The organism is Prevotella sp. HJM029 (assembly GCF_000599605.1).
Classification (GTDB): Bacteria; Bacteroidota; Bacteroidia; order Bacteroidales; family Bacteroidaceae; genus Prevotella.
In genome coordinates, this window is sequence record NZ_KK082672.1 from 1 (window position 1) to 22,412 (window position 22,412).

Genomic DNA, 22,412 nt, shown 5'->3' on the forward strand with positions numbered 1-22,412 from the left:
CATCGGAATTTTCCGCAGCCTTGTTTTTGATTAAAATGGCTCGTCGGAATTCTCCGCAGCCTTGTTTTTGCTAAAAATGGCTCGTCGGGATTCTCCGCAGCCTTGTTTTTGGTATGAATTGCCTCTCAAGAAGTTGGAGGGCATCAATTCTACTGTAGCTTGTTTGAGCTTAATTGTGTTGAGGAAGTAAGGCGAATGTCCTGCGACGGCGTATATAATATTGCCACAAGATGGCGTGCCGATAGCGCTTGTCGCAACTTTTCTCACTGCGCCCCGACTGAATTCTCTGGCGATCGTCCTTAAACTCGTTTCGCCAAGTCCAAAAATCGTACCGTGCCTTATAGATAGCTTTGAAGTCGGCTACGTTCCCTCGGGTAATGAGCGTCTGCCAAGCAGCCACATAGTCCAGCAGCCAGCGCATGGCCATGACGGGCCAAAGTTGGTCTGATGGAAGGTTTTTATAGAGCATGGTGAGGTTGTTGCGAAAATTTAAATAGGTCTTCCGTGCATTGCCTTTGGGCAGCGTTCCGCCTCCAACATGGTAAACCGTGCTGCCGGGCACACACGCTATTTTGCGCCCTTGAATGTTGAGCCGCCAGCAAAGATCAATCTCTTCGCTGTGGGCAAAGAAGCGTTGGTCCAAACCTCCTGCGGCCCAATAGTCTGTAGCGCGAATGAACAAACAGGCGCCCGTAGCCCAAAATGTGTGAGTGGGCTGGTCGTATTGGCCATGATCGTTTTCCACCGTTTCAAACATGCGCCCACGGCAAAAGGGGTATCCCCACCAATCCATGAAACCGCCAGCCGCACCAGCATATTCGAATTGCGTGGGTTGTGCCACCGCGTGCAATTTGGGTTGGCATGCTGCCACGTCGGGATGATGCTCCATGTAGTCGAGTAGGGGCTTGAGCCAATTCTCGGTTACTTCGACATCCGAATTGAGCAGCACGTAATATTCGCTCTCCACCTGCTGCAAAGCGCGATTATATCCCTCTGCAAAGCCTAAGTTTTGATAGAGTTCGATGCAACGGATGTTGGGATAGTGGGCAGCGAGAAAAGCTACGGAGTCGTCTGTCGATGCATTATCGGCCACTATGATTTGAGCTTGTCGTAGGGTGTTACGCACGAGTGCGGGCAGATATTGTTCGAGCATTTTCCGCCCATTCCAATTTAAAATAACAATGGCTACATTCTTCATTCCTCAACAATATTTTGTGCTCTGAGTGCCGTGTGGTCGTGGTTGAATTCTCCCAGCTTGACGGTCATGAGCTGGTTATCATATTCTTCACGCGCCAGCGTAGGGGCAAGTTCCACGCGAATGTAATTGTCCGTAAACCCATGCATAGCCTTCCCGCGTGGCGCTTTTTCGAAAAGCACTTGTTTTTCTTGACCAATGAATTGCGCATAGAAGGCTTGTGTTTTCTCATCGCTCAAGGCGAGCAGGCGTTTGGCACGGCGTTTCTTTTCTTTTTCGTCCACCACATAAGGAATGTTGAGCGCTTGTGTGCCTGGGCGTTCGCTGTAAGGAAACACATGGAGCTGGGTCACGGGCAGGCCGTTGAGAAAGTCGTAGCAGGCTTCAAAGTATTCTGGACGCTCACCACGGCTACCCACCATCACATCAACGCCAATGAAAGCTTCGGGCATTTGTTGTTTGATGCGCATCACTTTTTCCGCAAAAAGCTTTGTATCATAGCGCCGATGCATAAGCTTGAGCACTTCGTCGCTGCCACTTTGCAAAGGAATATGAAAGTGGGGCATGAACTTTTGGCTGCGACTGCAATAATCAATGAGTGCATTATCAATCAAGTCGGGCTCCAAACTGCTGATGCGATAGCGCTGAATGCCATCTACTTCGTCGAGTGCTTTTACCAAATCAAGGAAGCTTTCATGGGTGGTTTCACCAAAATTGCCAATGTTTACCCCCGTGAGCACAATCTCTTTTCCGCCTTCAGCAGCGGCTTCTTCAGCCTGCCGCACGAGAGAGGCGATAGTAGGATTGCGCGAAAAGCCGCGAGCATAGGGAATCGTGCAATAGGTGCAAAAGTAGTTACAGCCGTCTTGCACTTTTAGAAAATAGCGCGTTCGGTTGCCTCGTGAGCACGATGGTTGGAAACTTTTAATATCTTTTGTCTTGACACTGTGGTATTGATGCAGGGCATCGTCATCTTTGTGCAAGAATGCGTTGTTGAGATATTGAATGAGGTTGGCTTTTTCGTTGGAACCCAACACTAAATCGACGCCTTGAATTTGGCTCACTTTTTCACTCTCTAACTGTGCATAGCAGCCTGTGACGATGATGAATGCCCCAGGATTCTCGCGCACCATTTTATGAATGGCTTGTCGACATTTATGGTCGGCCACTTCAGTCACGCTGCAGGTATTGATGAGGCAGATGTCAGCCTGCTCATCTTTCTCAGCCGTGAGCACCCCCATGTCAGACAACATCTTGCCGAATGTAGAGGTCTCTGAGAAATTTAGTTTGCAGCCCAGCGTATAGTATTTTGCTTTCTTTCCTTGAAAAGCTGAAGAATCAATCATTTTGTTTGAATAGTTATGGATGATGTGAATTTATGCATTGGGCGTAGGAAACAGATTCAATTTATTGGCACGAGCTTCCTCGAGTGAAATCGTTTTGGCTTGACGCTGTTCAAAACGCTGGCGTAATTCATCATATTTCGCGTTTAACTCACGTTTCAGCCGTTCTCGCGCCTCATCGTTTAGCAAGTGTGCAGCAACCAATGCGTTTTGTGAGGCATCTTTCATCCAGACTACAGGACCACTATATGCGGGAGCAATCTTTAGTGCCACGTGCAGTTGACTGGTGGTGGCGCCACCAATCATGATAGGAATATGCAGGCCGGCTTTCTCCATTTCTTGCGCCACATGCACCATTTCTTCTAACGAAGGGGTAATCAAACCGCTCAGTCCTATCATGTCGACACGGTGTGCAATGGCTTCGGCCACGATTTGTTCTGCAGGAACCATTACGCCCAAATCAATCACTTCGTAGTTGTTGCAAGCCATTACCACGCCTACAATGTTCTTACCAATGTCGTGCACGTCGCCCTTGACAGTAGCCAACAAGATTTTGCCTGCCACATAGTTTCCTTCGGCTTTCTCGGCCTCAATCAAAGGTTGCAAAATAGCCACAGCCTGTTTCATGGTGCGAGCGGTCTTCACTACTTGGGGTAAGAACATCTTACCCGCGCCAAAGAGTTCTCCCACTTCGTTCATGCCAGCCATCAATGGTCCTTCGATGATGTCTACAGCGTGTGGATATTGTTGGCGCGCTTCGGCCAAATCGGCTTCTAAATAATCACTGATTCCTTTTCGCAAGGCATAGGCCAATCGCTGTGCTATGTTAGTTTCTCGCCATGCTTCATGCTGTTCAGCAACAGCCCGAGCACCATTTTTTCGTTGATCTTGCTCAGCTTTCACACGATTGGCTAAGTCAATCAAGCGTTCGCTGGCCTCTGCATCTTTATTGAGCACCACGTCTTCAATGGTTTTAAGCCAATCTTTGGGCAGGTCAGCGTAAACCATTTTGGTAGCGGGATTAACGATACCGAAATCCATTCCTTGCTGGATGGCGTGGTAGAGAAACACGGCATGCATGGCCTCTCGAATATCATTATTACCACGGAAAGAGAACGAAAGATTGCTTACACCGCCACTGACGTGGGCTCCTGGAAGGTTCTTCTTTATCCAACCGACAGCTTTAATAAAATCTACGGCATAGTTGTTGTGTTCTTCAATACCCGTAGCTATTGATAAAATATTAGGGTCGAAGATGATGTCTTGCGGATTAATACCAACTTTCTCTGTCAGCAAACGATAGGAACGTGCGGCAATTTCAATCTTGCGTTCATAGGATGTAGCTTGTCCCTGCTCGTCGAAACACATCACTACCACAGCGGCACCGTAGCGTTTTACATCTCGTGCCTCGCGAAGGAACATCTCTTCACCATTTTTGAGTGAAATAGAATTCACGATGCTTTTGCCTTGAATGCATTTCAATCCAGCATGGATTACATCCCATTTGCTGGAATCAATCATGATGGGAACGCGCGACACGTCGGGGTCAGAAGCCACTAAGTTTAGGAAGTTCACCATCTCGCTCTTTGCGTCTAACAGGCCATCGTCCATGTTGACATCAATCACCATAGCACCATCGGCCACTTGCTTGCGCGCAATGGCGAGTGCTTCGTCATATTGTTTGTTTTCGATGAGGCGCAGAAACTTGCGACTGCCGGCAACATTGCATCGCTCGCCCACGTTCACAAAGCGAATGTCGGGTGTGAGTTCCAACAGCTCTAAGCCACTCAACCACATCACATCGGGTTTCGCGTTTATCCGGTGAGGCTTCCTGCCTTTGGCTAATTGGGCAAACTTAGCAATGAATTCATCGGTTGTGCCGCAACATCCTCCCAGAATGTTCACCAAGCCTTCGTCTAAGTATTCCTCTATTTGTTGTGCCATGCTGTCGGCCGATTCGTCATATTGTCCCAATGAATTGGGCAGACCAGCATTGGGATAAACAGAGATATAATAGGGAGCTTTGTTGGCTAATGAGGCTAAGAAAGGTTTCATTTGCCGTGCGCCAAACGAGCAGTTCAGTCCTACGGAGAAGATGGGATAGCCGCTGAGGCTGCCCAAGAAGCCTTCTAACGTTTGGCCACTCAGCGTTCGACCAGCTAAATCGCTAATCGTAGCACTAATCATAATGGGGAGCTCTCTTTTGTATTCGGCCATCATTGCAATAGCTGCATCAATAGCGACCTTTGCATTAAGCGTGTCGAAAATCGTTTCAATGAGAAAGGCATCTACACCGCCATCTAATAATCCCCGTATCTCTTCGGCGTAAGCATCATATAATTCATCATACGTGAGGTTGCGTGTGGCTGGACTATTGACATCGGGGCTCATCGAGCAGGTTTTGTTTGTCGGACCAATGGAGCCTGCGACAAAGCGCGGTTTCTCTTCGGTAGCGAATTCCATCGCAGCCGTTTTGGCTAAGCGAGCGCCTTCGAGTGCTATTTTATAGCTATCCGCTTCCAAGCCATAATCGGCTTGCGAGATACGTTGTGCTGAGAAAGTGTTGGTTTCAATGATGTCGGCTCCGGCCTTCAGATAGCGGCGGTGCACATCGAGTACCACATCAGGCCGGGTGAGGTTTAGCAAATCGTGATTGCCTTTTAACTGCTTTTGTGGGCAGTTTTGAAACAGCGTTCCGCGATAATCCTCCTCAGAAAGCGCATAAGTTTGGAACATTGTTCCCAAAGCGCCATCGAGGATTAAGATTCTATCCTGAATAACATCTTGTAATTTCTTCATAAATTTAAATGCATCGTGAACGGATGGGTGCGAAACATTTAATAGTGTTTCATCATACGATCCATTTCTCTTCGGTCTTGCTTCTCGCGCAAGGTCTGCCGTTTGTCAAATTCCTTTTTACCCTTTGCCACGGCAATATTGACTTTGGCGCGCCCGTGCTCGTCGATAAAAAGCAGCGTGGGGACGATGGTAAAGCCTATTTGTGCCGCAGCATCGGCCAAGCGGCGCAATTCTTGTTTGGTGAGCAACAATTTGCGGTCGCGTTTCGCTTCGTGGTTGCTATACGAACCATAAAAATAGGGGCTGATGTTCAAGCCTTTCACCCACAACTCGCCTTTGTAGACCACACAAAACGAATCTATCAACGAAGCCTTGCCCGCCCGAATGCTTTTGATTTCGGTTCCCGTGAGCACGATTCCAGCGGTGTAGGTGTCGGTGAAGAAATATTCAAACGAAGCTTTCTTATTCCTGATCTGAACGGGACTGCCTTTGCTGCCACTTTTATTTTGCTTACTCATGTGCTATCGCTACAAAATGATCTAAATGATGGTCAACATAATGCGCAATTTGCCGCGTGAAAAGCTCTTCATTTTCAACAAACTGTTCGTCGAATTCGTCGAACTCGGAAAATTGCTCATACATTGCCATAAACGTTTCGTCATCGCAATCGCGCTCTATCTCGGCGTGGTATTTTGAATAAAGGCGATGCGTTTTACCTAAGATTTTAAAGAGTTCTTGCAAGCCCCATTCACGAAAGGCCTTGCCTGTGGGGTTGAGGAAGATGAAACCGCCCAAACCATTGTGAATGAGCTGCACAAAGCCGCCCTCCATCACTTCTTCGTGCAAATAATGATAGGCCAGCAGGGTGATTTGGTCGGCGTTGAGTTGCGTCATGTTTTCACCATTCAGTTCGCCACCAATAGCATTTAATATGGCCTGCGTGATGGTTGAAACAAACTCATCATAACCTTTTTCGGCCGCCATCTGCAACTCCTTATCATCCATTTTCACCTCTTTCATATCTCTTTTTCTTTTGCTGCAAAAGTAGCAATTTTCAGGCAATAGACAAAACACTTGCTTTGTTTATTGCTTTCTTAATCTTTTTGCGGCAACAGGGTCGTTCCAACGCGAAAATAAATTTTTTCGTTGGTCTGGAGGGTCGTTCCAACGCGAAAATGGAATTTTTCGTTGGCCTGAGGGTCGTTCCAACGCGAAAATAAAATTTCTCGATGGTTCTGAGGGTCGTTCCAACGCGAAAATGAATTTTTTCGTTGTTCTGGAGGGTCGTTCCAACGCGAAAATAAAATTTCTCGATGGTTTTGAGGGTCGTTCCAACGAGAAAAAAAAATTCCGTAACAATCGAGGGTTGCAAGGCTACATTCCTTGTGCATTTGGGTTGGCTGCACAAAATATACGGGCAAGCCTTTCCCCTTCATGGGTTTTTTATTACTTTTGCAACCATGTTACTTTCCGTCGTCATTCCATTCTATCAGTTGGCCACCACGCTTCGTCAAAGTGTGGCCTCTGTGCTGGCGCAGCAGGTGGATGAGATGGAAATTATCTTGGTTGATGATGGTGCGCCGGCCGATGCGCGGCAGATTGCCTCTGACATCGTTGCGGGGCATGAGAATGTGCGCTGCGTCAGCCAAGACAATCAGGGGTTGAGCAGTGCTCGAAATGCGGGTGTTGCAGTGGCAAAAGGACAATATATTACTTTTGTGGATAGCGATGACACCGTGGCGCCGGGCACTTATGCGGCAGCGCTTGCAATGTTGAAGCGGCATCCAGAGATAGCACTTTTAGAGTTTCCCGTCCTTGTAGGCGAGGGGAGTGCGCAGGCGCATCAATTGGCTTTCGCACCACGGCTTTACACCGATTGGCGGCACTATTGGCTGGGCACGCGAGCCTATGTCCATGGCTATGCTTGGAATAAAATCTATCGCCGCGAGCAGGTGATGCGGCATCCGTTTAAAATGGGTGCGGCATTCGAGGATATCGAATTTTTGATGCGGTTGCTCCCATCTTGTCCGTGCATAGCCACCATGAACGAGGGCTGCTATCACTATCAGCAAAACCCACATGGTTTGGCGGCCAAAGCATCATCCTTTCAGTTAGAAAGTCTGCTGCATTGGCATGTAAACACGATGAAAAAGGTTTGCGACAAAGCCTACTTTGCGTGCATCTTAAATGTGCAATTGGATGTTTATCGGCAAGGTGGTCCCATTCTCTTGCCCCATCGGCCGCCTTTTCGCGGCACGTTTAAACTCTACATTTATTCATTAATCGGAATACAACGTCTATGCTTCATTCACAAAATCTACAAAGCCCTGCTTCAAAACCGTTGGTGAGTTTCATCATTACCACTTGCAACACCGACGCGCGACAGCTGCGCGCATGCGTTGAAAGCATTCTGAAGCTCTCGTTGAGCCACAATGACCGTGAGCTGATAGTGATTGATGATGGAAGCCGCGAGCCTGCCATCAATGTGCTGCTCGACTTTTGCGATGACTTGATTTATGTGCGGCAGCCCAACCAGCGCTTGAGCATGGCGCGCAATCGAGGCATCAGCATGGCGCAGGGCATGTATTTGCAATTTGTTGATGGTGACGACTATTTGTTGCAATCCACCTATGAACATTGCTTGGATTTGGTGCGCTATCATCAGCCCGATTTGGTTTTGTTTCAGCTGTCGACCTCGCCCAAGGTGCCCCTTGCAGATGACTATGAGGGGCCTTGCGCAGGGGTTGAATATATGCAGACGCACAATTTGCGAGGCACAGCTTGTGGCTATCTGTTTAGCAAGCATTTGTTGCATGGCCTTCGTTTCACAACCATGCGGCATTATGCTGAAGATGAAGAGTTCACGGCACAACTTATTTTGCAATCGAAGCATTTGTTCTCCACCTCGGCCAAAGCCTATTTCTATCGGCAACATGCAGCCTCTGCGCTGCATCAAAAGCAGCCTAAAAATAAGTTGCTTCGATTGCAAGACACCGAGGAGGTTATTCTTGCACTATTGGAGAAAAAGAAAACGCTTACGCATTCTGAACAAAAGGCGTTGGAGCGGCGTATCTTGCAACTCACGATGGATTATCTTTATCTCACAGCACGCCTCACCCATAGCTATGAACGGCTCACAGATGCTTGCGAACGGATGCGTAGATATGGACTTTTTCCGCTGCCTAACAAGCATTACACCAAGAAATATTCGCTTTTCAGAAACCTCATCAATTATAGTTGGGGGCGAAAGGTAATCCTTGCAACAATGTTGAAATGAAGATTTTATTATTGGGCGAATATAGCAATGTGCACCACACACTGGCCTTAGGTTTTCGCGCTTTGGGGCATCGGGTGGTGGTGGTCTCGAATGGAGATTTCTGGAAAAACTATCCACGCGATGTGGATGTGAGCCGTCATCCCGGGGCTTTGAGCGGATTGCGACTTTATGCAAAACTTTTAAGGTTGTTGCCTCAGTGGCGCGAATTTGACATTGTGCAACTCATCAATCCCATGTTTTTTGAGTTGAAGGCCGAGCGCCTTTTCTTCTTCTATCGTTATTTGCGCCGTCACAATAGGCGTGTTATCTTGGGCGCATTCGGCATGGATTATTATTGGGTGCACGAGAATATCACGCGCTTTCCGCTGCGCTATAGCGATTTTAATATCGGGAATGCACTTCGCAAGGATGCTGAGGCACAACGTCATATCGCGGAATGGAGCGGAACGGCGAAAGCCGCACTCAACCAATATATTGCCCAGGATTGCGACTTGATCATAGCAGGACTTTATGAATATTGGGCGTGTTATCAGCCGCTTTACCCTCGAAAAATGGTTTTCTGTCCGTTGCCCATTATCCCAAAAGCCGTTTGCCCAGCTCCTGTTTTGGGTGCTTTGAAAGCTTTTATCGGCATTAATCAAGCGCGCAGTGCTTACAAAGGAACCGATCGCATGTTGCGCGTAGCCGAGCAATTGCAGCGTGATTTTCCGCAGCAATTCAGTCTGCGTGTGGCGCGTGATATGCCTTTTGCACAATATGTGGCCGCCATGCAGCAATGCGATTTGCTTTTCGACCAACTTTATAGCTACACACCCGCCATGAATGCCTTGGAGGCCATGAGTTATGGTGTGGTTTGTGTGGGCGGAGGTGAGCCTGAAAGCTATGAGCTATTAGGTGAAAGGCTGTTGCGTCCGGTGATTAATGTGCAGCCCGACGAGGAAAATTGCTATCAGCAGCTCGTGCCATTTATCCAGCATCCTGAACAACTCTATGCGTTGAAGCAGCAAAGTATAGATTATGTAAAAGTTCACCATGATTATATAAAGGTGGCACAGCAATACCTTCATTATTATGAGCAGGCACTCCACGATTAAGATTCTCTACACAACTGACATTCACGGCAGCTTTTTTCCTTATGATTTCATTGAGCGAAAGCCGTGCACAGGCAGTATTGCTCGGGCAGCAAGCTACATCAAAGCTCAACGTGCACGCTACGGAAAACGGTTGTTATTGCTCGATGGGGGAGATGTGTTGCAAGGTCAGCCCACCTGTTATTACAGCAATTTCGTGGCACCAGATCAGCCAAACATGGCGGCTCGCGTGCTCAACGAATTGGGATATGATGCGCAGGCCATAGGCAATCACGACATTGAAACGGGCCATGCGGTTTACGATAAATATATCCGTGAGGCGAACTATGCTGTGTTAGCGGCTAATGTTGTGGACGCGCAGACTGGCAAACCTTATTTTAAGCCTTACACGCTATTTGTTGTCGATGGTGTGCGCATCGCGGTTATAGGTATGGTCACAGCTGCGATTCCCTATTGGTTGCACGAGAGTTTGTGGCAAGGAATGCAATTTCAGAGCATTTCCTCGTGTTTGCAAAGATGGGTTAATCATGTGCGCAGCAATGAGCAAGCAGATTTTGTAGTAGGACTATTTCATTCGGGATATACTGGCGGAATAGCTGATACGCGTTATCCTGAGAATGAAGCGAAAGTCGTTGCACAGCAGACGATGGGAATAGATATAATACTCTTTGGGCATGATCACCAGCAAAAGCAGGAGGTTGTTGGTCATGCTGATGGTTCTTCTACTCTGTTGCTTAATCCATCGAGTAATGCTCACTTGATGGCTGAGTTAACGCTTAACTTACAAATTACTAGTGGGGAAGTGCAGAAGATTGATTGTAAGGGAGAGCTTGTTTCGCTCGAAAAACAACCGATAGATGATGTTTTCATGCAACATTTTGCTGCTGACAAGCAACAGGTGGAGGACTATACGCAGCAAATCGTTGGTCGCACCGCCTATGCTTTGCGCACGCGAGACAGCTTCTTCTGTTCGTCGCGCTTCAGTGATTTTATTCACGATGTACAATTATCTGTTGCTCCGGCCACACTCTCATTCAATGCACCGCTGAAGTTTGACGCAGTTATTGCGCCTGGTAATATTTATGTTTACGACCTGTTTAATCTTTACACTTACGAAAACCAATTGTATGTGTTGTACTTAACAGGACAAGAAATCAAACAATATTTAGAGTACAACTACGCTCTTTGGACGCAGACAATGCATAATCCAGCCGACCATCTTATGCGTATGGAACAGGGGAATGATGGGCATTGGCGATGGCAGAACTTAGCTTTTAACTTTGATACGGTAGCAGGTATTAATTATGAAGTTGATGTGAGACAGCCTATTGGGCAGAAAATAAACATCCTTCGCTTGAGCAATGGGGCTCCTTTCATGCTCAATCAAAGCTATCGTGTGGCGATGAACAGCTATCGTGGTAATGGTGGAGGTGAACTACTTACTCGTGGAGCTGGAATTCCCTTTGAAGAGCTTCCGCAACGTATTGTGTGGGTGAGTCGCAAAGACCAGCGTCAGATAATTATGGATTATATTCAATCGAATGGTACTATAGCGCCTGAACCTCACAATAATTGGCACTTTGTTCCTATAGCATGGGCAGAGCCTGCTTTAGCTATTGACAAGCAACTATTATTCCCAAAACAATCATGAATAAACTATTTGTAATGTGTACTTTAACTAGTTAATGTACATTTATTATGCATACACAGAAAACCATAAATCGCAAGAATCCTATCAAGCGTATTAAATATTAATAGGTAGACTGAAGATAGTCTACCTATTAATATTTAAGTATTATTCCTTATGGAAGTATCTTGTTTTATTCAAAATAGTAGAGGAATGTCGCTTCACCCTCAAGTGCGGGCTTCTTTTCGTTTTCAATCTCTATTTTGAAACCGATGCGTGCACGACAAACACCTCTAAGATTTTCAATAGCGTTGAGTGAGGTGACCAATCTAATACTGCTACCAGTGATAACAGGTCGGCCGAAACGCATTTTGTCCATGCCATAATTGACCATCATTTTTAGATTCCTCACATCAATAATCTGGTTCCACATATAGGGAAGAAGTGAGAGTGTGAGATAGCCATGTGCGATGGTACTTTTATACGGACTTTCTTCTTTGGCACGTTGTACGTCGATATGAATCCATTGGTGGTCGAGAGTAGCATCTGCAAATTGATTAATACGCTCTTGATCTACTTTCAGCCATTCGGATGTGCCTAACTCTTTTCCCAAATATGATGCGAACTCATCGTAGGATTTGATTACTAATTTATCCATCAGATACAATTTTTTAATTTAATCCGAGGCTCTTTTTGATGGCCTCTATCTTCATCATTGCTTTCTCCTCAAGCATGGGGAAGTCTTGTGCGCGCTTCATCTCGCCTTTCACCTCTAAATAGAATTTAATCTTAGGTTCTGTTCCTGAAGGGCGGACACTCACTTTTGTTCCGTCTTCGCAGAACCATTGCAACACGTTGCTGGTGGTGGGCATATCTAATTTGGTCTTTGTTCCATCCCATGTCGTTGCTTCTAAACTTTGATAATCTTTATAAAGTATAACTTTACTGCCACCTAAATCTTTTGGAGGGTGGTTGCGATAGTTGGTCATCATCTGCTTGATTTCTTCTGCACCAGTTTTCCCTGGACGTACAACATTCACGGTAAACTCTTTGGAATAACCATATTCGATATAAATGTCCATCAGTACATCGTAGAGAGTTTTGCCTTGATCTTTTGCCCAAGCGCATATCTCAGCAAGTAAACACATGGCCGAGACAGCATCTTTATCGCGCACAAAGTCTTGCGCCATAAAGCCGTAACTCTCTTCGCCGCCACCAATATACTTTTGTTTGTCGCCCGTAATTCTGATTTCACGTGCAATCCATTTAAAGCCAGTATAGCAGTCGCGCATCTCTATTCCAGCTTTATCTGCAACCTTTTTAATTACCTCTGTAGTAACAATTGTCTTTACAATGTAGTCTGTGGGCTTGAGCAATCCCTTTGCTTTGCGATTGGTGATTATATAATATAAGAAGAGAAGACAAGTTTGATTTCCATTAATAAGCACCCATTCGCCTTTGTCATTCTTGCAAGCCATGCCCACGCGGTCGGCATCGGGGTCAGATGCCATCACAATGTCGGCATCGAGTGCTTTTGCATCTCGGATGGCCAAAGCCAAAGCCTCTCCATTTTCAGGGTTAGGACTTTTTACAGTTGGAAAATCACCGCTGCGCTGCATTTGCTCGGCAACACAATGCACATTGTCAAACCCCCATAGCTTCAGGCTTTGCGGAATAGCCATCATGCCTGTTCCGTGAAGTGGTGTATAAACGATTTTCAAATCGTGCTGTCGCTTTATCACATCCGGATCAATACTTAATGTATGAATCTCTTTAAGATAGGCCTCGTCAATGTCTTTTCCTATAAGTTTGATTAATTTTGCATCTCCAGCAAACTTAACATCATTTATGGTCACTTTATTTACCTCATTGATAATCCCTTCATCGTGAGGCATGAGCACTTGCGCACCATCTTCCCAATATGCCTTATAGCCATTATATTCTTTTGGATTGTGACTGGCCGTGATATTAACGCCTGCTTGACATCCTAAATGCCGAATGGCATATGAGCATTCAGGGGTGGGGCGCATGTCGTTAAACAGATACACATGGATGCCATTTGCAGAGAAAACATTTGCCACCGTCTCTGCAAACTTGCGACTGTTGTTGCGGCAATCGTGACAAACAACAGCCGAAATGGTAGGTCTATCTTTAAAGTTTTTTTTAAGATAGTTTGCAAAGCCTTGTGTAGCCATTCCAACGGTGTAAATATTCATGCGGTTTGTTCCAGCTCCCATGATGCCTCGTAAGCCTCCTGTTCCAAACTCTAAGTCCTTGTAAAAACTTTCTATCAACTCTGTTTTGTCAGTAGATGTGAGCATTTGTTCTACTTCTGTATGCGTTTCTTTATCAAAAGCTGGTGTGAGCCATTGTTTTGCTTTTGCTTCGCATTGCGCAATAAGTTCTGCATTATGTGCCATATTATATTACTTTTGTTATTAGCTTACAAGGCAAAATTAATCATTTTTGCGGAAAAACAGCATTAAATACTTTTTTTTTTGTAATTTCGTCCACGAATTATCAATCTCATTTATGTATTTTACTGGTATTATTATAGCCTTGTCAACCTTTCTCATTATAGGTGTATTTCATCCTATTGTAATTAAAACAGAGTATTATTTTGGCACACGGCCATGGTCCCTTTTTCTCATCTGTGGTATCATGTCCGTCATTGCATCGCTTTGTATCGAGAATATTATAACATCTTCTGTTTTGGGAGTTTTGGGTGCATCTTTCTTGTGGAGTATTGGTGAGTTGTTCGAACAAAAACAACGCGTAGCAAAGGGTTGGTTCCCAAAACGAAAGAAAAAATGTTCATCTGATGATGCTGATATGAAAAAGTAATGAAGAGTATACTTATAGTTGTTGGTAAAACCACTGACAAACACTTTATTGCAAGCATAGCTGATTATAGTTCACGTATCCATCATTATATGCCTTTTGAACTCTTAGTAATTCCAGAATTAAAGAATACCAAGAGTTTGAGTAAAAATCAGCAGAAAGAACGGGAGGGTGATTTAATCTTTAAAAGTCTGCAACCTACAGATACTGTGGTACTTTTAGATGAGCATGGCAGAGAATGGGATTCCATGGCATTTGCATCATGGTTACAAAAAAAGCAACAACTAACACGGCGTTTAGTGTTTGTAGTTGGTGGGCCTTATGGCTTTTCTCCAGCTGTTTATAATCGTGCGCAGGAAAAGCTCTCACTATCGAAGATGACTTTTAGTCATCAAATGGTTCGTTTAATTTTTACAGAGCAGCTTTATCGAGCTTGTACAATCATAAAAGGTGAGCCTTATCATCATGAGTAATGTGTAGTGTGTAATGCCCTGATTGAAAGATAATCTGCATCATCCCTGGCTCTGCTATCTTTTTACTGATGTCCAATGCCACATGTCCCATCGTCCTTCGCAAATTTAATTCTACACACGGATGAACTTTTCCATCAAGCAATGCCATCATATCCACACCAAATGGCCCTACATAGTTACCATGAAGTTGGATACGCATAGTTCTTTGAATTTGCTGACGGATAGTTTTTAAATATTCCAACCTGACATGTTTAGTGAGCAGTTTTACTTTCTCTCGCTCTGAAGCTAAACGATTGCCTGTGTAAATTCCATTTGTCGTATTAAAAAGCGAGAGCCCCATATAGCTAACATCACTATTGCTGTGTGCATAAAATTCCATTCCAAAGTCGCACACCTTTTGATAAAAGGGTTCAAGCATCACACAACCTTGCCGACGGATAACATTTTTGATCCAGCCTTTTAGATGTTCTGTGATTCCTTCGCCATGCACATCTACATAACGCATTCCTCGTCCACTACTGCTCCATGGTGCTTTTAGCACAAACTGATAGGGAGAATTTAGAGGGGCATTATTCATCACTTCCATCACATTTTGAACATCATCAAATGCATGTGCCCAACCTACTAAATTGTCATTTTGCATTACTATCGTTGGGAGCAAGTGTTGTGCAGACCACTGACGGCTACTTATTTTGCGTAATACATCAAGTGTATCTTCGCTTGGGAGTAGCTTTTCACTTTTTTCTGAAAGCGACAATATGAGCTGTTGGCACAGAGGCTTGTCCCATCCCCATGGCTCAAACTGCACATTATCAAGTGGGAGAGAGCTGATTTCTGATGGTGTAATGAAGTTACTACATTTTATATAAGGATATAAATTGGAGGGTATTTGAGCATAATGTGCATGATTCACTAATACAAAATCATCTGCTTTTGCCCACAAAGCAGGCAAAAAGGCTAAGTCATTTTGTAATTGTTGGGCTGCCCGAGGTAGCGTGATATAAGATTTATTTTCAGCTAAAGCAAACTCGTGGCCAGGATTAAAGATATGAATTGTTCGACGACCCATTTAGAATCCTTCGGGAAGTTTCATCACAACTTTATCATCAACCCATGTACCAGCTTTCTTTTCGGCAACAATCTTTCTATATTTTTCATGCGCTTGCTGTGCTCGTTGTGTAGCATGTTGCGCTGCTGTGCTACTCTCTATGTCTTGGGGTTGGATACGCATTGTACCAGCATGTGCGATTAAATCTTTCACTACCTCGCCACCAATAATTAAGCCTACAACAGAAGGAACCCATGCATTGCTGGCAGGAATATCGCGTCTGTCAGTACATTTACGCATATCTTTATCGGGACAGATGCAATGAAAGCGACAACTAATCGTTGGGTCATCAATTTGTTTGAGTGGCACTTCTTCGCTATAAACAACCTTGAGATGTGGAATATTTAGCTTGCGCAGTTTTTTACGAATTACTTTTGCTAACGGATCCATCTTCGTTTTATTAATATCAGTAACACGAAAGGCCGTAGCATCAAGCTTATTAGCTGCACCCATCGATGAAATCATTGAAATATTGAGCTGATGACAACGTTTGATAAGTTCAATCTTGGCAGAGACAGTGTCGATACAATCCACTACGTAATCGTATTGTGAGAGATCGATGGAATCAGCATTTTGTGGTAAATAAAACATCTGATATTTGTGTACAATACACTGACGATTGATATCATGAATTCGGGCTTCGGCTACATCAACTTTATGTTTGCCAATAGTGGAAAGCACAGCATAAAGCTGACGATTAACATTTGTGAGGCATACACGATCATCATCAAAAATATCTAATTCGCCTACACCACTACGCGCTAATACCTCTACCACATAACTGCCTACGCCACCCAAACCAAAAACAGCCACTCTGCTCCCCATTAAGGTGTCCATAGCTGGTTTCCCAATTAAAAGTTGTGTACGTGAAAATTGATTTTGCATTGTCTTGTCCGCTGATTAAAAAATAATATTTGAAATCCTATCTATCCATTAAATGCTTCTTTCCATCGTGCTTTTTATACACAATCTAAACAGAATACATCCCTTTATGCTCTTTACTTCATTTTATCAATATGGAGAAGTATTCTTTCCTTTTTAATACATTAATTTCTGATAAGAGTTACTTTTGAATGTGCAATATCAGAAAAGTTATCGCCCATTACATAAATGCATTGAGCGATAAATCAAATATGATGGATAGCCTTTGTCTTATTTTACGTTCTACCAGTCAAAAGTACACTTCCCATCTTACTGCTGTTGATATGTGGCTACTGTTTGAACAAGTGCTTCACCTGTGAGTGTGACTTGTTCACCCGTTTGCATGTTTTTGAGTGTGAATTTATTAGCTTCCATTTCTTCTTCACCAGCCAATACAACAAAGGGTATTTCTTTTGCATTGGCATAACTCATCTGCTTTTTCATTTTTGCTGAGTCAGGATAAATTTCTGTTCGTATACCTGCTTCACGCGCTTTAGCCACACATGGAAGGCTATAGGTAGTCTCTGCTTCTCCAAAATTTATAAAAAGCAGTTGGGTTGTGGTTATAGCTTCCTTGGGATAGAGATCCAAGGTGTTGAGTACATCATAAATGCGGTCAGCACCAAATGATATGCCAACTCCACTTAATCCTGGCATACCAAATATCCCCGTAAGATTATCATAGCGTCCTCCGCCCGTGATACTTCCCATTGGGGTATCTAAGGCTTTTACTTCGAAAATGGCTCCCGTATAATAATTTAATCCACGTGCTAAGGATAAATCGAGCTGCACTTCATTTTTCAATCCTACAGCCTTCAGCGTATTTAGGATAAAGCGTGTCTCGTCAAGTCCACTTTTTCCGATTTCAGAAACCTGCAAGAGCCCCTCCATGGTCTCCAATTTTTCTTCGTTACTTCCCGTGAGTATGAGGATTGGTCTAAGCTTATTGATAGCCGCATCAGAGATACCTAACGCCTGAAGCTCTTCTATTACTTTCTCAACCCCAATCTTCTCTATTTTGTCAATAGCTACAGTAATGTCAGTGATACGTTCTGCCTCATTTATAAGTTCGGCAATTCCTGTTAAGATTTTACGGTTGTTGATTTTTATTTGTACACGGATTCCAAATTTAGTAAATACAGTGTCGATAATTTGAATTAACTCAACTTCGTTTAAAAGTGAATCAGACCCTACCACATCTGCATCACATTGATAGAATTCTCTATAGCGACCTTTCTGAGGACGATCAGCTCTCCAGACAGGTTGTATTTGATAACGCTTAAATGGAAGTTGCAATTCCTCGCGATGTTGTACTACATAGCGTGCAAAAGGTACGGTTAAATCATAGCGCAATCCTTTTTCGGCCAATAGTTTAGCCAAATGAATAGGCTGACGAGCCAATAACTCTTCATCGCTTATTTTTTTGAGATAATCACCCGAATTCAAAATTTTAAAGAGCAGTTTATCGCCCTCTTCGCCATATTTCCCCATTAAGGTTTGCAACGTTTCCATAGCAGGTGTTTCAATTTGCTGGAAGCCATAGCGTGCATAGACCTCTCGGATAGTGTTAAAAATATAATTTCGTTTTGCCATTTCCACAGGCCCAAAATCTCTTGTACCTTTTGGAATGGATGGTTTCTGTGCCATAATTGTCTTTATTTTTATAATATAATGGTTTGCGCTCTGTCAGGACCTAATGATATAATCTTGATTGGTGTAGAAAGAAAGTCCGACAAGAATGCAATATAATCTCTAAATGCTATTGGAAATTCCGAGGAAGATGTGAGGTGAGTCAAATCTGTCTTCCAACCTTCAAATGTTTGATAAATGGGGGTAACATCGTCTATCTCGTATGGGAAATCGGTTGTCGTCGTTCCATCTTTTAGCTGATAGCCCACACATGCTTTAATGGTATCAAACGTGTCGAGCACATCACTTTTCATGAGGATAAGTTGGGTCACACCATTTAACATCACAGAATAACGTAATTGTACCAAGTCTACCCAGCCACAACGCCGTTCACGTCCCGTTACAGCACCATACTCATGGCCTAAATCACGCAACTTCTTTCCTGTTTCATCAAACAATTCTGTGGGGAAAGGCCCTGATCCTACACGCGTGCAATAGGCTTTCATGATACCATAAACCTCGCCGATTTTGTTAGGAGCAACACCCAGTCCGATGCAGGCACCCGCACTAATCGTGTTAGAAGATGTAACAAAAGGGTAGGAGCCAAAGTCAACATCGAGCATCGTACCTTGTGCTCCTTCACACAACACACGCTTCCCATGTTTGAGCATGCTATCTATTTCGTGTGAAGCATCAACTAACTTAAAACGACGAAGATACGCTATACCCTCCATCCACACTTTCTCTTCGGCCTCAAGGGTTGAGAAATCTGTCCAACCTAATGCAGATAACATTTTTAAATGTTGTTGCTTGTGAGCCAGATACTTTTCTTGAAAATCGGAAAGAATATCGCCTACACGCAGGCCATTTCTACTCACTTTGTCTGTATAGGTAGGGCCGATTCCTTTTCCTGTAGTCCCCACTTTCTTATCGCCTTTTTGTGCTTCATAGGCTCTGTCCAATAGTCTATGCGTAGGCATGATGAGGTGAGCCTTTTTCGAGATATGTAGCCGTGTTTCCAGAGGATGTCCACTCTTTTCTAACTCAATGGCTTCTTTCATAAATAAATCTGGCGCCAGCACGACACCATTACCAATGATGTTGATCTTTCCGCCTTGGAAAATTCCTGATGGGATAGACCGGAGTACGTATTTTTGACCTTCAAACTCCAAAGTATGCCCTGCATTGGGGCCACCTTGAAAGCGAGCAACGACATCATAGTTGGGTGTCAACACGTCAACGACCTTACCTTTTCCTTCGTCGCCCCATTGCAATCCCAGCAAGACGTCTACTTTACTTATCGTATTCATATCGTTTGATAGAAAATTAGTTATTCTCTTATTACTTTAATTTCACTTTGTGATGGTTTCTTGTTATAGTCTTAAGAAACCAGCGTTCGGCACTAAAATGATGTACACTTGCTTCTATAAAACATTCATCCTTGAAATACCCTTGAATTTATCTTCGCACAAAGGTAAGCATTATAGTTTAAAGATAAAAATATAACGCCGTTTATTTGGCTCTACCATTCTACAATATGTGGGAAGTGCCGACGCATTGTCTCTGCAAATTTTTCATCTGCTTCATATAGACTTAGAATGGCATTTGCCACCGTATGTTGCAGAGAAATATCGTTTGCCAAGAGTGCTTGCTGTGCTGCATGGATAAAACTTTCACATTGCGCTTCTGTCAGCAGTACGCCTTGTGTAAACAACCTTCCTACAAGATTAAAACTGCATAGTAACGTCAATGGTCTGTTGCTTTCCATCCAGCGCCAGGCCAACATGTTGGCGTATGGTTCATGCTGTAGTAGATGCAACACAAAAATCTCAGCCAATTCTTGCGTTTCTATCTGATTCATCCACACTTCTGCGGTATGCTCTTGCAAATCTTTAATGGGCATCAAGAGAATCGATAGTATTTTACATTCTCTGATTGGTTCTTGAAAAAGAGCCAGAGCTAATTCGGCATTTGGTGCATATTCCTTAGCAATCTCCTTTAAATCGGTCAGCGAAACGCCCCATATTAGTTTATAATTCAGCCCTTTTTGCCGCATCGATTGCGCAGCAGGTCCATTCATATACAGTCGAAAAGATTGTTTTATCTCTCGCAATGCTTCTGTTGTGTTCATTTTTGTTCTCTTTAAAATTCGCTTGAATAGCGCATCATTTGGTGTGTATAACTTTCAGTATAGTCAATCGTGACGTCTACAACCTGCCCTGTTTCTCCATAGACAGGTTTCATCCAGGGATTAATAAAACCTTTATAGGGCGAAATGTTGAGTCGTTGATAACGTTCGAGCATTTCTTGATGGAGTGCCTTGTCAATATGAATAGCATATTTCTCAACGAGCCATCGCGCTTGTTCAAAATCTCCTTCGCTCTTTATGCGTTGTATTTCTTTGAGTTGGAATGCAAAAATCTCGCGCAATTTGGCATAGTCTTTTATGGCTATAAAATGTTTATTTTCATGTTCTACAATCTCTATAGTCTCGTGATTTGCATCTAAAGCGACAGCCCAATTAGCTATTAAAGCCCTGTTTCGCATGTGGTCTTCCTCAATGTCCTCGCCCAGCTTGATGCGCACGCACTGTGTGAGCAGCCCATTTTGCATATAAGTATAATACTGACTTTTATAAGCCTCTTGATTGGGAGTGAGCCCCAATTCCACCAACTTCTCATCGGCAATGTAATATAAACCAAACAAATCGGCACGCGCTTCTTCTATCGTATTGCCATAAGCTTTGAGGGCATTCGAAGGCGTGGTGGGTAGCATTTGCCCGCTGCCATGTCCCAAGCATTCGTGCAAATCGGTATGCAAATCGTCGCAGCAATCGCCATATTGCCGTATCAACTGCAACGTTGGTTCATCAATAACAAATTCCTCCATAAAACCACTATGCCGCGAGGCTTTGTTATAGGCATCTGTAATGTTGCTGATGGTGATGCTTTTCGAACCATATTCAGCCCTGATCCAGTCGGCATTCGGCAGGTTGATGCCAATGGCTGTCGATGGATATTCATCGCCACCGAGCATTGCTGCACAAATGACATTTGCGGTAATGCCTTTCACAGTTTTCTTTTTAAAGGCATTATCGACAGGCGAATGGTCTTCAAACCATTGCGCATTTTGACTGATAAGTTGCGTGCGTCGGGTTGCTTCGTGGTTTTTATATTCTACCAATCCTTCCCAAGAGCCTTTTAACCCCAAGGGATCAGCATAGACCTCAATAAAACCATTAATAAAATCGACATCGCCCGCCTGCGCTTTGAGCCACTCAATGGTATAGGCATTAAACACTTCTAAGTCGCCCGTCTGATAATACCGGATTAAAAGAGCTATCACCTTTCGCTGCTGATCATTTTCGGCACAGTCTTTGGCTAAAGTCAGCCAATAGATGATTTGGCTTATTTTATCGCCATAATACTCCCCCGCACGATAGCATTGCGCCACAATCTCATTACCCTTCTTGATGAGCCGTGTGTTTAAGCCATGTGAAATGCGGTTGTTTTCCGAGTGCTTTTTCTCGGCAGCATAATAGGCTTCCACTTCTTGCTGCGTCAAGTTTTCATAAAAGTTGCATGCCGAGGAGCGGACAAGATCTACACCATCACGCTTATTTACACGCTTTGGCATGAATGTTTTGTCGAAAAGTAATTGACGCATAAGTGGCAGCGTCGCATCTTTCTCATGCGCTGTTTGAAAGCCTAAGGTGGAGAAGGGGAGTACTTGGTAGAGCGAAGTGAAAAACGACTCGCTAAACTGGGGCTCAATCTTGTCATAGCTGTAATGATGATAAATGCCACTCGAAAACCAGATGCGTTTAAGATAGACGACAAGTTGCTGAAACGCCTCGGTGTCGCGTGGCCCTGTGTAGTGCTCGAAAATGCTCTCTAGCACCCTCCTGACCATGAGATTGTAGCGCCCGAATTGGTCAAACGTGATATCGCGACCAGCTAAAGCTGCTTGGGATAAGTAATAAATATAAACTTTCTGCTGCCGTGTGAGTTGTTTAAATCCTGTCAACTCATAGCGTAACATTTGTATGTCGGCAAATTTTTCGTCAATATAATTCATTTGTTGATATACTAAAAAATTAAAAAGTCCA

General features: G+C 44.0%; 20 protein-coding genes. 6 read left to right on the forward strand and 14 right to left on the reverse strand.

Features of this window, described 5'->3' with window-relative positions:
- Window positions 1-169: 169 nt before the first annotated feature.
- The 6 genes from X919_RS0111005 to X919_RS16920 form a co-directional block, all read right to left on the reverse strand.
- Window positions 170-1,198: a glycosyltransferase family 2 protein gene (locus X919_RS0111005; protein WP_028900152.1), complete on the reverse strand. Its 1,029-nt coding sequence runs from the start codon at window positions 1,196-1,198 to the stop codon at window positions 170-172.
- Entirely contained in the window at window positions 1,195-2,541 is a 1,347-nt protein-coding gene (mtaB, locus tag X919_RS0111010; RefSeq protein ID WP_028900153.1) for a tRNA (N(6)-L-threonylcarbamoyladenosine(37)-C(2))-methylthiotransferase MtaB, read from the reverse strand. The genes X919_RS0111005 and mtaB overlap by 4 nt, the downstream gene beginning before the upstream one ends.
- Before the next feature lie 30 nt (window positions 2,542-2,571).
- Window positions 2,572-5,337 carry a methionine synthase gene (gene metH, locus X919_RS15330; RefSeq protein WP_051502516.1) on the reverse strand — a complete coding sequence of 922 codons (2,766 nt, stop codon included), beginning with the start codon at window positions 5,335-5,337 and terminating at the stop codon, window positions 2,572-2,574.
- A 38-nt stretch (window positions 5,338-5,375) separates the two neighbouring features.
- Complete coding sequence (gene smpB, locus X919_RS0111020) at window positions 5,376-5,855, reverse strand: SsrA-binding protein SmpB (protein ID WP_028900154.1); 480 nt, start codon at window positions 5,853-5,855, stop codon at window positions 5,376-5,378.
- The gene (locus tag X919_RS0111025) at window positions 5,848-6,357 is read right to left on the reverse strand and encodes a DMP19 family protein (RefSeq protein ID WP_028900155.1); all 510 of its coding nucleotides are present in this window, start codon (window positions 6,355-6,357) and stop codon (window positions 5,848-5,850) included. Before X919_RS0111025 ends, smpB begins: the two co-directional genes overlap by 8 nt.
- Window positions 6,358-6,431: 74 nt before the next feature.
- Window positions 6,432-6,773 carry a hypothetical protein gene (locus tag X919_RS16920; RefSeq protein WP_028900156.1) on the reverse strand — a complete coding sequence of 114 codons (342 nt, stop codon included), beginning with the start codon at window positions 6,771-6,773 and terminating at the stop codon, window positions 6,432-6,434.
- 24 nt (window positions 6,774-6,797) lie between these two features.
- On the opposite strand from X919_RS16920, the gene X919_RS0111035 reads away from it, so the two are divergent.
- The 4 genes from X919_RS0111035 to X919_RS0111050 are packed head-to-tail and all read left to right on the forward strand — an operon-like array spanning window position 6,798 to window position 11,356.
- Complete coding sequence (locus X919_RS0111035; protein WP_028900157.1) at window positions 6,798-7,685, forward strand: glycosyltransferase; 888 nt, start codon at window positions 6,798-6,800, stop codon at window positions 7,683-7,685.
- Window positions 7,637-8,614 (forward strand): glycosyltransferase family 2 protein, encoded by a 978-nt coding sequence (locus X919_RS0111040; protein WP_028900158.1) that lies wholly within the window; start codon window positions 7,637-7,639, stop codon window positions 8,612-8,614. Before X919_RS0111035 ends, X919_RS0111040 begins: the two co-directional genes overlap by 49 nt.
- Window positions 8,611-9,708 carry a glycosyltransferase gene (locus tag X919_RS0111045; RefSeq protein WP_028900159.1) on the forward strand — a complete coding sequence of 366 codons (1,098 nt, stop codon included), beginning with the start codon at window positions 8,611-8,613 and terminating at the stop codon, window positions 9,706-9,708. Before X919_RS0111040 ends, X919_RS0111045 begins: the two co-directional genes overlap by 4 nt.
- Window positions 9,686-11,356, forward strand: a complete 1,671-nt coding sequence (locus X919_RS0111050; RefSeq protein WP_028900160.1) for a bifunctional metallophosphatase/5'-nucleotidase — start codon at window positions 9,686-9,688, stop codon at window positions 11,354-11,356. The genes X919_RS0111045 and X919_RS0111050 overlap by 23 nt, the downstream gene beginning before the upstream one ends.
- 169 nt (window positions 11,357-11,525) lie before the next feature.
- On the opposite strand, the gene X919_RS0111055 is transcribed toward X919_RS0111050, so the two are convergent.
- Together X919_RS0111055 and X919_RS0111060 are read right to left on the reverse strand one after the other, a co-directional pair.
- On the reverse strand, window positions 11,526-11,990 hold the full coding sequence (locus tag X919_RS0111055; protein ID WP_028900161.1) for a MaoC family dehydratase: 465 nt from the start codon (window positions 11,988-11,990) through the stop codon (window positions 11,526-11,528).
- A gap of 13 nt (window positions 11,991-12,003) precedes the next feature.
- Complete coding sequence (locus X919_RS0111060) at window positions 12,004-13,752, reverse strand: phospho-sugar mutase (RefSeq protein ID WP_028900162.1); 1,749 nt, start codon at window positions 13,750-13,752, stop codon at window positions 12,004-12,006.
- Between the two features lie 112 nt (window positions 13,753-13,864).
- On the opposite strand from X919_RS0111060, the gene X919_RS0111065 reads away from it, so the two are divergent.
- Entirely contained in the window at window positions 13,865-14,176 is a 312-nt protein-coding gene (locus tag X919_RS0111065) for a DUF4491 family protein (RefSeq protein WP_028900163.1), read from the forward strand.
- Complete coding sequence (rlmH, locus tag X919_RS0111070; protein ID WP_028900164.1) at window positions 14,176-14,646, forward strand: 23S rRNA (pseudouridine(1915)-N(3))-methyltransferase RlmH; 471 nt, start codon at window positions 14,176-14,178, stop codon at window positions 14,644-14,646. Before X919_RS0111065 ends, rlmH begins: the two co-directional genes overlap by 1 nt.
- Here the strand turns inward: rlmH and X919_RS0111075 are convergent.
- The 6 genes from X919_RS0111075 to X919_RS0111100 all read right to left on the reverse strand — a co-directional run bounded on the left by X919_RS0111075 (window position 14,615) and on the right by X919_RS0111100 (window position 22,381).
- Window positions 14,615-15,715: a hypothetical protein gene (locus X919_RS0111075; protein WP_028900165.1), complete on the reverse strand. Its 1,101-nt coding sequence runs from the start codon at window positions 15,713-15,715 to the stop codon at window positions 14,615-14,617. The genes rlmH and X919_RS0111075 overlap by 32 nt on opposite strands.
- Window positions 15,716-16,639 carry a tRNA threonylcarbamoyladenosine dehydratase gene (locus tag X919_RS0111080; protein WP_028900166.1) on the reverse strand — a complete coding sequence of 308 codons (924 nt, stop codon included), beginning with the start codon at window positions 16,637-16,639 and terminating at the stop codon, window positions 15,716-15,718.
- A gap of 306 nt (window positions 16,640-16,945) precedes the next feature.
- Entirely contained in the window at window positions 16,946-18,322 is a 1,377-nt protein-coding gene (gene hisS / locus X919_RS0111085) for a histidine--tRNA ligase (RefSeq protein ID WP_028900167.1), read from the reverse strand.
- A 14-nt stretch (window positions 18,323-18,336) separates the two neighbouring features.
- Complete coding sequence (locus tag X919_RS0111090) at window positions 18,337-19,614, reverse strand: adenylosuccinate synthase (RefSeq protein WP_028900168.1); 1,278 nt, start codon at window positions 19,612-19,614, stop codon at window positions 18,337-18,339.
- 212 nt (window positions 19,615-19,826) lie between these two features.
- Window positions 19,827-20,435: a DNA alkylation repair protein gene (locus X919_RS0111095; RefSeq protein ID WP_028900169.1), complete on the reverse strand. Its 609-nt coding sequence runs from the start codon at window positions 20,433-20,435 to the stop codon at window positions 19,827-19,829.
- A gap of 11 nt (window positions 20,436-20,446) precedes the next feature.
- Window positions 20,447-22,381: a dipeptidyl-peptidase 3 family protein gene (locus X919_RS0111100; protein WP_028900170.1), complete on the reverse strand. Its 1,935-nt coding sequence runs from the start codon at window positions 22,379-22,381 to the stop codon at window positions 20,447-20,449.
- Window positions 22,382-22,412: the final 31 nt, after the last annotated feature.

What these genes read in the sequence shown, in the direction of transcription:
- X919_RS0111005 (WP_028900152.1), bottom strand. Translation starts at nt 1,198, where the DNA reads ATGAAGAATGTAGCCATTGTTATTTTAAATTGGAATGGGCGGAAAATG.
- mtaB (WP_028900153.1), bottom strand. Translation starts at nt 2,541, where the DNA reads ATGATTGATTCTTCAGCTTTTCAAGGAAAGAAAGCAAAATACTATACG.
- metH (WP_051502516.1), bottom strand. Translation starts at nt 5,337, where the DNA reads ATGAAGAAATTACAAGATGTTATTCAGGATAGAATCTTAATCCTCGAT.
- smpB (WP_028900154.1), bottom strand. Translation starts at nt 5,855, where the DNA reads ATGAGTAAGCAAAATAAAAGTGGCAGCAAAGGCAGTCCCGTTCAGATC.
- X919_RS0111025 (WP_028900155.1), bottom strand. Translation starts at nt 6,357, where the DNA reads ATGAAAGAGGTGAAAATGGATGATAAGGAGTTGCAGATGGCGGCCGAA.
- X919_RS16920 (WP_028900156.1), bottom strand. Translation starts at nt 6,773, where the DNA reads ATGAAGGGGAAAGGCTTGCCCGTATATTTTGTGCAGCCAACCCAAATG.
- X919_RS0111035 (WP_028900157.1), top strand. Translation starts at nt 6,798, where the DNA reads ATGTTACTTTCCGTCGTCATTCCATTCTATCAGTTGGCCACCACGCTT.
- X919_RS0111040 (WP_028900158.1), top strand. Translation starts at nt 7,637, where the DNA reads ATGCTTCATTCACAAAATCTACAAAGCCCTGCTTCAAAACCGTTGGTG.
- X919_RS0111045 (WP_028900159.1), top strand. Translation starts at nt 8,611, where the DNA reads ATGAAGATTTTATTATTGGGCGAATATAGCAATGTGCACCACACACTG.
- X919_RS0111050 (WP_028900160.1), top strand. Translation starts at nt 9,686, where the DNA reads ATGAGCAGGCACTCCACGATTAAGATTCTCTACACAACTGACATTCAC.
- X919_RS0111055 (WP_028900161.1), bottom strand. Translation starts at nt 11,990, where the DNA reads ATGGATAAATTAGTAATCAAATCCTACGATGAGTTCGCATCATATTTG.
- X919_RS0111060 (WP_028900162.1), bottom strand. Translation starts at nt 13,752, where the DNA reads ATGGCACATAATGCAGAACTTATTGCGCAATGCGAAGCAAAAGCAAAA.
- X919_RS0111065 (WP_028900163.1), top strand. Translation starts at nt 13,865, where the DNA reads ATGTATTTTACTGGTATTATTATAGCCTTGTCAACCTTTCTCATTATA.
- rlmH (WP_028900164.1), top strand. Translation starts at nt 14,176, where the DNA reads ATGAAGAGTATACTTATAGTTGTTGGTAAAACCACTGACAAACACTTT.
- X919_RS0111075 (WP_028900165.1), bottom strand. Translation starts at nt 15,715, where the DNA reads ATGGGTCGTCGAACAATTCATATCTTTAATCCTGGCCACGAGTTTGCT.
- X919_RS0111080 (WP_028900166.1), bottom strand. Translation starts at nt 16,639, where the DNA reads ATGCAAAATCAATTTTCACGTACACAACTTTTAATTGGGAAACCAGCT.
- hisS (WP_028900167.1), bottom strand. Translation starts at nt 18,322, where the DNA reads ATGGCACAGAAACCATCCATTCCAAAAGGTACAAGAGATTTTGGGCCT.
- X919_RS0111090 (WP_028900168.1), bottom strand. Translation starts at nt 19,614, where the DNA reads ATGAATACGATAAGTAAAGTAGACGTCTTGCTGGGATTGCAATGGGGC.
- X919_RS0111095 (WP_028900169.1), bottom strand. Translation starts at nt 20,435, where the DNA reads ATGAACACAACAGAAGCATTGCGAGAGATAAAACAATCTTTTCGACTG.
- X919_RS0111100 (WP_028900170.1), bottom strand. Translation starts at nt 22,381, where the DNA reads ATGAATTATATTGACGAAAAATTTGCCGACATACAAATGTTACGCTAT.